General features: G+C 60.9%; 15 protein-coding genes. 8 read left to right on the top strand and 7 right to left on the bottom strand.

Features of this window, described 5'->3' with window-relative positions:
* A partial coding sequence (locus VIW95_RS11350; protein WP_331586502.1) for a gamma-glutamyltransferase family protein occupies positions 1 to 1,629 on the top strand: 1,629 nt, incomplete at its 5' end.
* Positions 1,630 to 1,699: 70 nt separating this feature from the next.
* On the opposite strand, the gene VIW95_RS11345 is transcribed toward VIW95_RS11350, so the two are convergent.
* Complete coding sequence (locus tag VIW95_RS11345) at positions 1,700 to 1,993, bottom strand: hypothetical protein (RefSeq protein ID WP_331586500.1); 294 nt, start codon at positions 1,991 to 1,993, stop codon at positions 1,700 to 1,702.
* Positions 1,994 to 2,305: 312 nt separating this feature from the next.
* On the opposite strand from VIW95_RS11345, the gene VIW95_RS11340 reads away from it, so the two are divergent.
* The 3 genes from VIW95_RS11340 (at position 2,306) to VIW95_RS11330 (ending at position 3,764) form a co-directional block, all read left to right on the top strand.
* Entirely contained in the window at positions 2,306 to 2,725 is a 420-nt protein-coding gene (locus VIW95_RS11340) for a hypothetical protein (RefSeq protein WP_331586498.1), read from the top strand.
* Between the two features lie 10 nt (positions 2,726 to 2,735).
* Positions 2,736 to 3,074, top strand: a complete 339-nt coding sequence (locus VIW95_RS11335; protein ID WP_331586495.1) for a hypothetical protein — start codon at positions 2,736 to 2,738, stop codon at positions 3,072 to 3,074.
* 66 nt (positions 3,075 to 3,140) lie between these two features.
* Positions 3,141 to 3,764 carry a LysE family translocator gene (locus VIW95_RS11330; RefSeq protein ID WP_331586493.1) on the top strand — a complete coding sequence of 208 codons (624 nt, stop codon included), beginning with the start codon at positions 3,141 to 3,143 and terminating at the stop codon, positions 3,762 to 3,764.
* Positions 3,765 to 3,827: 63 nt separating this feature from the next.
* Here VIW95_RS11330 and VIW95_RS11325 read toward each other — a convergent pair whose 3' ends face one another.
* The 4 genes from VIW95_RS11325 to VIW95_RS11310 are packed head-to-tail and all read right to left on the bottom strand — an operon-like array spanning position 3,828 to position 5,928.
* Positions 3,828 to 4,565 carry an MIP/aquaporin family protein gene (locus VIW95_RS11325; RefSeq protein WP_331586491.1) on the bottom strand — a complete coding sequence of 246 codons (738 nt, stop codon included), beginning with the start codon at positions 4,563 to 4,565 and terminating at the stop codon, positions 3,828 to 3,830.
* Positions 4,562 to 5,074 carry an arsenate reductase ArsC gene (locus tag VIW95_RS11320; protein ID WP_331586489.1) on the bottom strand — a complete coding sequence of 171 codons (513 nt, stop codon included), beginning with the start codon at positions 5,072 to 5,074 and terminating at the stop codon, positions 4,562 to 4,564. Before VIW95_RS11320 ends, VIW95_RS11325 begins: the two co-directional genes overlap by 4 nt.
* A 12-nt stretch (positions 5,075 to 5,086) precedes the next feature.
* A complete protein-coding gene (locus VIW95_RS11315; protein WP_331586487.1) occupies positions 5,087 to 5,542 on the bottom strand; it encodes an ArsI/CadI family heavy metal resistance metalloenzyme in 456 nt (151 codons plus the stop codon).
* Complete coding sequence (locus VIW95_RS11310) at positions 5,539 to 5,928, bottom strand: metalloregulator ArsR/SmtB family transcription factor (RefSeq protein WP_331586484.1); 390 nt, start codon at positions 5,926 to 5,928, stop codon at positions 5,539 to 5,541. Before VIW95_RS11310 ends, VIW95_RS11315 begins: the two co-directional genes overlap by 4 nt.
* Positions 5,929 to 6,149: 221 nt before the next feature.
* Between VIW95_RS11310 and VIW95_RS11305 the strand changes: the two genes are divergently transcribed.
* The 4 genes from VIW95_RS11305 to VIW95_RS11290 all read left to right on the top strand — a co-directional run bounded on the left by VIW95_RS11305 (position 6,150) and on the right by VIW95_RS11290 (position 8,310).
* Positions 6,150 to 6,977: a cyclase family protein gene (locus tag VIW95_RS11305; RefSeq protein ID WP_331586482.1), complete on the top strand. Its 828-nt coding sequence runs from the start codon at positions 6,150 to 6,152 to the stop codon at positions 6,975 to 6,977.
* A gap of 241 nt (positions 6,978 to 7,218) precedes the next feature.
* Positions 7,219 to 7,557, top strand: a complete 339-nt coding sequence (locus VIW95_RS11300) for a glycine zipper domain-containing protein (protein ID WP_331586480.1) — start codon at positions 7,219 to 7,221, stop codon at positions 7,555 to 7,557.
* Between the two features lie 10 nt (positions 7,558 to 7,567).
* The gene (locus VIW95_RS11295; RefSeq protein WP_331586478.1) at positions 7,568 to 7,921 is read left to right on the top strand and encodes a glycine zipper domain-containing protein; all 354 of its coding nucleotides are present in this window, start codon (positions 7,568 to 7,570) and stop codon (positions 7,919 to 7,921) included.
* Between the two features lie 65 nt (positions 7,922 to 7,986).
* A complete protein-coding gene (locus tag VIW95_RS11290) occupies positions 7,987 to 8,310 on the top strand; it encodes a YMGG-like glycine zipper-containing protein (protein WP_331586476.1) in 324 nt (107 codons plus the stop codon).
* Positions 8,311 to 8,387: 77 nt separating this feature from the next.
* Here VIW95_RS11290 and VIW95_RS11285 read toward each other — a convergent pair whose 3' ends face one another.
* Positions 8,388 to 9,191, bottom strand: coding sequence for a methylated-DNA--[protein]-cysteine S-methyltransferase (locus VIW95_RS11285; protein WP_331586474.1), 804 nt, complete (start codon positions 9,189 to 9,191; stop codon positions 8,388 to 8,390).
* A gap of 5 nt (positions 9,192 to 9,196) precedes the next feature.
* The coding region (locus tag VIW95_RS11280) for an RNA polymerase sigma factor (RefSeq protein ID WP_331586472.1) at positions 9,197 to 9,581 on the bottom strand (385 nt) is incomplete at its 5' end.

The raw sequence follows: 9,581 nt of genomic DNA, 5'->3' as shown, positions 1-9,581 counted from the left end.
GAGGGCGTCGTCAACCCGCACATGCATACCATCGGTGGCGAGGCGCCGATGCTGATTTATTCGGCATCTGCCCGCCGGGTAGTTGCCATCAACGGCAATATGATGGCGCCAGCGCGCGCGACGATCGCCCACTTTCGCTCGCTCGGCCTCGAGCTGATTCCCGGCGCTGGACTGCTGGCTGCCGGCGTCCCGGCGGCCTTCGACGCACTGGTGACGGCGCTCCGCGACTTCGGCACCAGGTCGCTGGCCGACGTGCTCGAGCCGGCGCTCGAACTTGCGGGCGACGGCTTCCCGATGCATGTGGGACTCTCTGGCGATCCTGACCTGGCCGACGATGCCACTGCGGGAGCGGGCGCGTCGCTCCGCAGCAACGCCAAACGGTTCCTCACCAAGTGGCCATCGTCGGGGCGCGTTTATCTGCCCGATGGCAAAGTCCCGCTGGCGGGAAGCGTGCTAAAGAATCCCGCGCTCGCGAATTTTTTCAAGCGCGTGCTCGACGCGGAATCGGCCGCGAAGAATCGAGGACGCGAGGCTGGGCTTGACAGCGCGCGCGAGCGCTTCTACCGCGGCGACATCTCACGCGACATCGTCGCGTGGTCCGACGCCAACGGCGGCTTGCTCGGCGCCGCCGACCTCGAGCGCTTTGCGACGCGAACTGAATCGCCGGTGAGCGCCGACTATCGCGGCGTCACGGTCTTCAAGTGCGGGCCATGGTCGCAAGGCCCGGTATTTTTGCAGCAGCTAAAATTGCTCGAGGGCTTCGACCTCGCCACGATGGGCCACAACTCCGCCGACTACATTCATGCCGTCATCGAATCCGCCAAGCTATCGTTCGCCGATCGCGAGGCTTACTACGGCGATCCCGAATTCATCGACGTTCCTCTCGCTGGATTGCTGAGCGATCGCTACGCGGCCATTCGCCGCGAGCTGATCGATCCCGCGCACGCCTCGATGGATCAGCGGCCCGGCGATCCGGTTGCGAAGCGCGCACTGCGCGACGCTGGCGCAACCGACGCGCGCCCCTGGGGCGCGGGCACGATTCACGTCACGGCCGCCGACCGCGACGGCAACCTGATCGCCGTCACCGCCAGCGGCGGATGGATTCCCAGCTCGCCCGTGATCGACACGCTCGGTTTTCCGCTCGGCACGCGGATGCAAACTTTCTATCTCGACGAGCGCCATCCTAACGCGCTCGCTCCCGGCAAGCGCCCGCGCACCACGCTGTCGCCGTCGCTCGCAATGATGAAGGGCGAGCCGTACCTGGCGTTCGGCACGCCCGGCGGCGATCAGCAGGATCAGTGGACGCTGCAATTTTTCCTGAACGTCGTCGATTTCGGGATGGACCTGCAGGCCGCAATCGAAGCGCCCAAGTTCTCGACGCCGCATTTCCCCTCGACGTTCTACCCGCACAACAAGCGCCCGGGAGTCGTGCGCATCGAGGATCGTGTCTCAATCGAAGTGCGCGACGCGCTCGCCGCGCGCGGCCACGAAATAGAAGTGCGCCCGCCGTGGTCAGAAGGTCACGTGCTCGGCGTGCAGCTCAACACAAAAACCGGGGTGCTCTCAGGCGGCGCCGATCCCCGCGGACAGGCCGCACCCGTAATGCCCGCGCAAGTGATCGGCTGGTAAGCGAAGAGGAACGGCCAGCCTGATTCTAATAACAGCGAATCAGGCCGGCACGGTAGTCAGGATGCTCGCCTTAGTGGGTGTTCTGGTACTGGTTGTAGGTCTGATTGTCGCCCGGCGCGCGATTGTGGTACGCCTCGCCCTCCGCACCGTGTTGACGTCCGTTGTACCATCCCCAGCTTTTGTTGTGCTGCCGGTATATGTTCCCGTCGTGGTCGCGGAACTGCCAGGCCTTTTTGTTTTGGACCCACTGGCCCTGGCGTCCTTGATACCAATCGTCCTGATCGGCCCTGACCAGGCTGGGCGCTAGAGCAAATGAGCACATCAGAACAAACGCAGTCGTTAGAGTTCCCATTTTCTTTTTCATGATCATTGTTTAGTTGCTTGAGTGCGGTGAGGGCTACCGATGTGGTGTTACAGAAGGAACGAATCCGCCTGTATTACTGCCAACTTGCTTCGAAACCCCGGATTTAGGTTCTCCAGCGCACCGCTCGCACCGGTTGCCGGCAAGTGGTAGAGCATCAAAAATTCCTGATTGCGAATCGGTCCGCGATGGCCGCATCAACAACGACGGTTTCCGGGTTGGAGCGCGCAGCAGGATCTGAGCGCCGGGTGATCACATATGCGTACACTCATCGTCGTCTTCGTCGCCGCATGTTCTGTCGTTGCTCTGAGTCCATTGACGGCTTTCGCAGACGGGACTGTGACTGGGTTCGCGTTCGTCAACTCGTCGGTGACCGGCATGGGCTCGCAGGCCAAGCTCCCGGCCGGAGCCAAAATCTACCCACCGGGATCGAAGGTCACCGGAGTCGAAGGATGTCCAACGAACCGCTATCACACCGACGGGATGATAGTTGCCGTAATCGACTACCAGGGCCGCCCCACTGCCGGCAGCGTCACGATTACCGAACATCCTGCGCGCGGCGGAAATTTCGAGCGCGCGCCTTATTACATCGACCTGAACAGCGGCCGCACCCTGCAGTATCTCGGCCCAATCTTCGGAAATGGAATCTACGACGTCCTCTTCAGCTACGACTACAATACGGGCATCGCGAAGAAGTCCTCAGCGACGCTGACCCTCGACCGCAGTTGTCGTTAGTCGCCACTATTTGTCGCGCGCGCGCCTGTTTGATATTTCAACGTCGATGAATATCCGACATGCTGCCGCGCTCGCGCTGGTGGGTTGGTACCTGATGGTTCCGCCCACAATACCGGGCACCGGTGAGGTGAACCAGGGCGTCCCACTGAGCCAGTGGACAAAGCGGCGGCTATTTCCCCACAACGAGGGATGCGAGGCCGCGAAAGCCCGCCTGCGCCGGGATGCGCTGGCCGCGCAGACTCAAAACGACGCAGCAAATCCGCGGCGCGGCCGAAATCCGGAACTGCACTGCGTTCTGTGTAAAGCAGAATGCGTCGCAGATGATGATCCGCGGCTCAAACCGAACTAAGCCGCAATGTCCAAATACCCTTTCCGAATGATCGAAAGGCTGTAGGGACTCGATGAGATCATCCGGATGACATTGGAGACTTGGGCTTTCTTCTGCATGACTGAGTTTTTTCTCTGCCTGAGCCCCGGTCCATCTGTGCTCCTCGTCATTTCGCTGGGCCTGACGCGCGGACAGACGGCGGGCGTGCTGGCAACGACGGGTGTGCTCGCTGCGAATAGCATCTACTTCGCGCTGTCGGCGACGGGATTATTTGCGGCTCATCATGTTTCCTCGGAAGCGTTTCTGGTTATCAGGTTGCTGGGAGCCGCATACCTGATCTGGCTTGGCGTTCGAATGATCATACGATCATTCCAGCCACCCGGTGAGAAGCTCATCTCGCCTGACCCCGTTTCCGGAGGACGCCCCTTCTGGCAGGGATTTGTCACGCAGGGAGCCAAGCCGAATCTCCTGATTTATTTCACAGCGATCCTGCCGCAGTTCATCGACCCGCGATTCCGTCTGGGCTCACAAGTGGCGGTGCTTGCCTTCAGCTCGTTCGCGATCGAGTTTACGGTGTTGTCGGCATACTCCGCCCTGTCTCATCGTGCCGGTCGCACGGTTGCGCCTCGTTTCCACCACCTGGTTGAACGGATCGGCGGTGGGTTCCTGATCGGAGCCGGCGCGAGTCTCGCGATACTTCGACGGCAGTGAGCAGCTTAGGGGAAGGTAGCTGCGAACTCTTCTCGATCATCGGCCGGACGAACTTCGGTTGATTTAGTGGCGCGGGCGGCCCTGCCCGCGGCTCCGTTCCGATTCGCCATGCTGCATGAGTACGTCGCTTGCTACTTCCGAAATCGCGGGGACTAGCCAGTGGAAGAGCCAGGTTGCTGCCATCGCGCCGGCCATCTGGGCAACGATGAAGCCGGGGACGTCGGCGGGGCGGACGCCGGCGAAGGTGTCACTGGCGGCGCGCGCGAGCGTGACTGCGGGGTTTGCGAATGACGTCGATGCGGTGAACCAGTATGCCGCCGTGATGTATGCGCCTACTGCGAAGGGGACTGCGGCGGAGCGGCGGCGCGAGCATCCCCAGATTACTGCGAGCAGGCCGAAGGTCGCTACGAATTCGCTGAACAGCTGCGCCGGGCCGCTGCGTTCGTGCCGCGAGGCAAAATAGATCGGCAGCCCGAACATCAGGTCAGCCGCTCCGACTCCCGCGAACGCTCCAACGATCTGCGCGACGACGTACACAGGAACCTCACGCCATGCGATCCCGCCGAGCGTCGCGTCGGCGATCGTGACCGCAGGATTGAAATGCGCGCCCGAGACCGGACCGAACGTCAGGATCAACGCGACCAGCGCCGCGCCCGTCGCCATAGTGTTCGCGAGCAGTGCGATCGCGACGTTGCCGCCCGCGAGCCGCTCGCCCATGATTCCCGAGCCTACGACCGCCGCCAGCAGCATCGCGGTGCCGACCGTCTCCGCAGTCGCTCTGCGCGCAAGGTCTGTGCTCATTTGTCGTTGGGCAGCTTGATGCTTCCGATCTCCCTGACTCGCCGTTCCAGTGCGAACCGGTCGAGCGAGTCGAATGGAAGGCTGGTGAAAATCTTTATCCGGTTTTCAAGCTCGGTATAGATCTTCAAGAAGAAGCGGCGCTTCGCTTCATCGGGTCCGACGAATGCCGCGGGATCGGCAGCGCCCCAATGCGCCGTGATCGGCTGCCCCGGCCATACCGGACACGTCTCGCCCGCAACGTTGTCGCAGACGGTGAATACGAAATCCAGCGGCAGGCTGTCCGCCCGCGCGAATTCGTCCCAGCTCTTGCTCCGCAGCCGGCGCGTTTCGTAGTTCAGTTCGTTGAGCAGTTGAAGCGCCATCGGATGCACCGCGCCCGCGGGATGGCTGCCGGCACTGAATGCTTTGAACTTCCCTTTGCCCCATCGGTTCATCGCGCATTCCGCCATGATGCTGCGCGCGGAATTTCCGGTGCATAGAAACAGCACGTTGAATTCGCGATTGGCCATCGACATCGCCTCTCAGCTACCGGCTTTCGCGCAGCACGCGACGGCCGGCGCGGGCGCGACTGTCTTCGCTTCGTTGATGGGACGCAGGTCTTCGCCGTAAACCGTGGTCTCGCCCATCGTGAAAAAGGTTTCCCACGAGAGCCCATTCGGATCGGTCGTCCACGCCTTGTCCGAGCGCGCGTAGCAGCAGGCCGCGTCGCGCTGCTCGATCAGCGGTTGCTCCGCGGCCTTAAGGCGGCCGGCAATCTCGCGCAATTCGTCGGGACTCTCGACCTGTATTCCCAGGTGATCAAGGCCCTTGGTCGCCTGCCCGAAGGTCGAGACGGCGAAGTTCACGCGCGGGTCGTCGAGCATCCATTTGGCGTAATCTTTTTTCACCACCGACGGCTCGACGCCGAACATGGTCGAGTAGAATTTCACCGATTCGGGAATTTCCTTGACCGCTACATGGATATGCATCCGTTTCATGCGTTCACCCTTGCTCTTTTTTCGGTCTCCGCATTGCGGAGCCGTTGGTTGACGTTCGTTTTCGCCGCGGGCTTGCAGGCCGCCGGCGCGCACTGTTCCGCGTTTCCCCGGCAGCAGTTTTCCGTCAGGTAGGAGAGCAATCTGTTCATCGCCATGTAGTCGGCGCTGTAAATAATCGAGCGGCTGTCGCGGCGGCACGAAACCAGGCCCGCATGTTTCAGGTGGTTCAGATGGAACGACAGCGTCGGTGAAGGAACGCCGAGCTTTGCGCCGATCTCGCCGGCGGGCAATCCGTCAGGGCCGCTCTGCACCAGCATCCGGAACACATCGAGTCTCGATTCCTGCGCTAGCGCGGCGAGCGCCGCGATCGCTTTCTCCTTTTTCATATTTTCATCTATATCGAATTATCGAATTAAAGTCAAGCGCGCTCTTCCCCTCTCCCTGCAAGGGAGAGGATCGAAGGTGAGGGTCCTTATTCAGCGCGCTCTTTGGCGCACGATTCAAGATTCTGGTTCTGCCTGAATGTTTCCACCCAAGTTGTGCAATGCGCTCCTTTTGCAGGGGGAGGGGAAGAATTCAGACATTCCAATGCGACGGCGTCTTACTTATGATTCTCCCCGCGATGATCAGAATCGCGAAAAGTGCGACGATTGCGATTGTCCTGCTGACACTCGGCGCGGCGCGGGCGGGCTTCGCTGCTGATGCGGATACTGCTGTGAAAATCGATACCGCAAAAGTTATCGACCTCACCTACACCTTCGACGCCTCGACGATCTATTGGCCCGACGAAAAGGGATTCGTCCATCGGTTGGACAAAAGCGGCGACACTCCCGGGCACTACTTCTATGCGGCCGGAGATTACGCCGCTCCCGAGCATGGCGGAACGCATACCGACGCGCCGCATCATTTTAATCGCGACGGGATTACGCTCGACCAGGTTCCGCTCGCCGATTGCATTGGACCCGCCGCGGTGATCGATTTTTCAGCGCGCGCCGCCAGGGATCGCGACGCGATGCTCACCGTCGAGGACATCAAGGCGTACGAGGCGGCCAACGGCCCGATTCCCGACGGCGCGATCGTCGTCGCGCGCTCGGGATGGGGCAAATACTATCCCGACAAGAAGCGCTACATGGGCACCGACAAGCCGGGCGACGTTGCGGGCCTGCGCTTTCCAGGCTACTCGGCCGAGGCGGTGGATTTCATTCTGAAGAATCGCCACGTCGTCGCAATCGCAATCGACACGGCGAGCATGGATCCGGGCAACTCGAAGGACTTTCCGGTGCATCGGCTGTGGCTCGGCGCGAACAAACCCGGCTTCGAAAACGTCGCCAACGCGGATAAACTGCCGGCCAAAGGCGCGACAATATTTTGCATCCCGATGAAAATTGGCAACGGCACCGGCGGACCGACCAGAATTTTCGCGATACTTCCGTGACCGTCGCGGTGAGTGTAAAAGATTAATGTTCGTTTATCGTGGCGAGTCTAAAAATAGGAAATCGGTAAAAAGTTCAATCTTTATTTTTAATGTTCGAAATGGTTGATCACCTGCGGATAAGGTAGAAAACTGGCGGCAACTAAGTAAACGCGGCCTGCTGTTGGCTGGGAAATTTCCCGGCCGATTTGCGGGCACGAAAACTGCTCACAGTGCAGGAGGGATGCTCGTGCGGACAAATGCGGTGTCGATAATTAAAGGTCTGCTCGTGGCGGTGGCGATCGTGGTGGTCATGGGATGCTCGGGACAACCGCTCTCGACCCGTGAGAAAGGCACGTTTATCGGCACCGGCGTCGGCGCTGCAACCGGCGCGATCATCGGCGCCGCAGTCGGCAATCCGTTGGCAGGCGCGGCGATCGGCGGCGGTATCGGAGCGCTGGGCGGATACGCAGTAGGCAACGAGATGCAGAACAACGAGAACGCACAGGCGCAAACGCAGTCGCAGATTCAGTCGCAGCAAAGGCAGATCGAGAGCCAGCAGCAGCAGATTCAACAATTGAAGAGCTCGAGCGAAACCGAATAGCAGGCGAAAAATGGCCACGCGCAAATATGCTATTGTCACCGGAGTGCTCGCGCTCGCAGCACTTTTCCTGGTTGCCGGATGCTCGGGAGACCCGATGTCCACACGTGAGAAGGGCACCTTGGGCGGTGCGGGTATCGGCGCGGCCACGGGCGCGATTATCGGCGCCGCGGTCGGCGCACCGCTGGCCGGCGCTGCTATCGGTACAGCGGTAGGAGGAGTGGGCGGCTTCGCGGTCGGCAACGCGATGCAGAACAACGAGAATGCCAATGCGCAGACCCAGGCGCAGGTGCAGTCGCAACAACAACAATTGGAAGAACAGCGTCAGCAGATCCAGCAATTGAAGGGACAACAGGAAACCGAATAGCTCGGCTGACGTATAGTGATTGGAAGATGGAGGTTCTTATGCGCAAAGGTTTAACAGCAATCATCATGAGTATGGCACTGGCGGGATCGCTGGTTGTTGCAGGATGCTCGGGGCAGCCGCTCTCGACTCGTGAAGAAGGCACGCTTGGCGGCACGGCGTTGGGCGCAGGTGGCGGAGCACTTATCGGAGCGGCCGTGGGCCATCCGCTGGCTGGCGCCGCGATTGGCGGTGTTCTTGGCGGTGGTACCGGATACGTAGTCGGCAATTCGATGCAGAATACGCAGGACGCCAACGCACAGACCCAGGCCCAGGTACAGTCGCAACAGCAGGAAATCGAGAATCAGCGCCAGCAGATTCAACAGATGAAGTCGCAGTCGGAAACTGAATAGCCGAACCGCGCGACCTGACGAAAAAAAGAGCGGCGCCGCATCCGGCGTCGCTCTTTTTGTTTTTTCAGTGACCTGATTCACTCGGGTTTACAAATCTTACACGCCCGAAGTCCTTCATGTCGGGCGTGTCCCGAATCCGCGTAGAGCAGCGCGTTGTTTGGATCCCCGCGACGCGCCGCCGAGCAGCCGGGGCGGCAGAATATTTTCGTATGTCGATGGCCCATCACTGCGCGCGAGGGCAATCGCAGGTCGCGTCCGACTTCGAATCCTTCCGCGCGCAGCAGCTTGATCTTGTTATCGACGCCGCCGCCGTAGTTTCCGATCGTTCCGTCGGATTTGATCACGCGATGGCACGGTACGAAGATCGGAATTGGGTTCGTCGCCATCGTAGTGCCGATCGCGCGCTGCGCCTCCGGATGTCCCGCCGTCGCGGCCAGTCCCTGGTAAGTGATCACCGCGCCCGCCGGAACTTTTCGCAGCAAGGTGTATGCGCGGCGCTGGAAGTCGCTCTCGACCAGGCTCAAATCCACCGGACGGTCGACGGCGTCGATAGCGCCCTCGAACACGCGATCGATTTCCTTCTCGATGCGTCGTGCACTCGCTTCATTCTCGATCAGGTCGAACTTCTTGCGCAGCAGCTCGAGCGTGCGTTCGCCACCACTGATGAAAAGAAAGTGGATCGCCGCGAGACCGCGGTCGCTCTCCGCGACCAGCAGTTTTCCCAGCGGTGACGGAATCACGCCGACCCGCGCCTGCGGTCTGCGCAGGATCTTCATCGCACGCTCGATGCGCGGGCGCGTCTGTCCGATCATTGCGTCGAGCATCCGGTCGTCGATTGATGCATTCTGATTCACTCGCGTTGAGGTTTGATTGCTTTTCATACTAGTCACTCTTCGAGCCTGAGTTTCTTAAGCGCCTGGGACACGCTCGCGCGCGCGCTCTCGGCCGAGCAGTTCAGCGCCGTACCGATTTCCGCATATTCGAGCCCCGCGAACTTGCGCATCATCAATGCCTGCCCCTGCTTGCCGGGCAGCCGCGCGATCGATCGCTTCAAATGAAGCGCGCCTTCGGGGCCGCCATTAAGATGATGCGGCGCGCGATGCTCGAGCGATTCGCCGTTGATGCTCTCCTGCGAGATCACACGCCCGCGGCGCATCCGGTCGCGCGCGCGGTTGCGGCACAGATTCGAGGCGATGCGGAAAATCCACGGCCGCAGTCCGTCTTCCGATTGAAGCGTCGGATAGGCGCGGTAGGCGCGCAGCCACGTCTCC

It is taken from the genome of Binatus sp. (SeqCode), from assembly GCF_036522015.1.
Taxonomy (GTDB): Bacteria; Desulfobacterota; Binatia; order Binatales; family Binataceae; genus Binatus.
Note: the sequence above shows the minus strand (reverse complement) of the source record. Positions and strands in the feature narration are given on the sequence as shown.

Excerpts from the sequence above, each read along its gene's own strand:
- VIW95_RS11305 (WP_331586482.1), top strand. The coding sequence starts at position 6,150 with ATGATTCTCCCCGCGATGATCAGAATCGCGAAAAGTGCGACGATTGCG.
- VIW95_RS11330 (WP_331586493.1), top strand. The coding sequence starts at position 3,141 with ATGACATTGGAGACTTGGGCTTTCTTCTGCATGACTGAGTTTTTTCTC.
- VIW95_RS11325 (WP_331586491.1), bottom strand. The coding sequence starts at position 4,565 with ATGAGCACAGACCTTGCGCGCAGAGCGACTGCGGAGACGGTCGGCACC.
- VIW95_RS11315 (WP_331586487.1), bottom strand. The coding sequence starts at position 5,542 with ATGAAACGGATGCATATCCATGTAGCGGTCAAGGAAATTCCCGAATCG.
- VIW95_RS11285 (WP_331586474.1), bottom strand. The coding sequence starts at position 9,191 with ATGAAAAGCAATCAAACCTCAACGCGAGTGAATCAGAATGCATCAATC.
- VIW95_RS11290 (WP_331586476.1), top strand. The coding sequence starts at position 7,987 with ATGAGTATGGCACTGGCGGGATCGCTGGTTGTTGCAGGATGCTCGGGG.
- VIW95_RS11345 (WP_331586500.1), bottom strand. The coding sequence starts at position 1,993 with ATGAAAAAGAAAATGGGAACTCTAACGACTGCGTTTGTTCTGATGTGC.
- VIW95_RS11320 (WP_331586489.1), bottom strand. The coding sequence starts at position 5,074 with ATGGCCAATCGCGAATTCAACGTGCTGTTTCTATGCACCGGAAATTCC.
- VIW95_RS11310 (WP_331586484.1), bottom strand. The coding sequence starts at position 5,928 with ATGAAAAAGGAGAAAGCGATCGCGGCGCTCGCCGCGCTAGCGCAGGAA.
- VIW95_RS11295 (WP_331586478.1), top strand. The coding sequence starts at position 7,568 with ATGGCCACGCGCAAATATGCTATTGTCACCGGAGTGCTCGCGCTCGCA.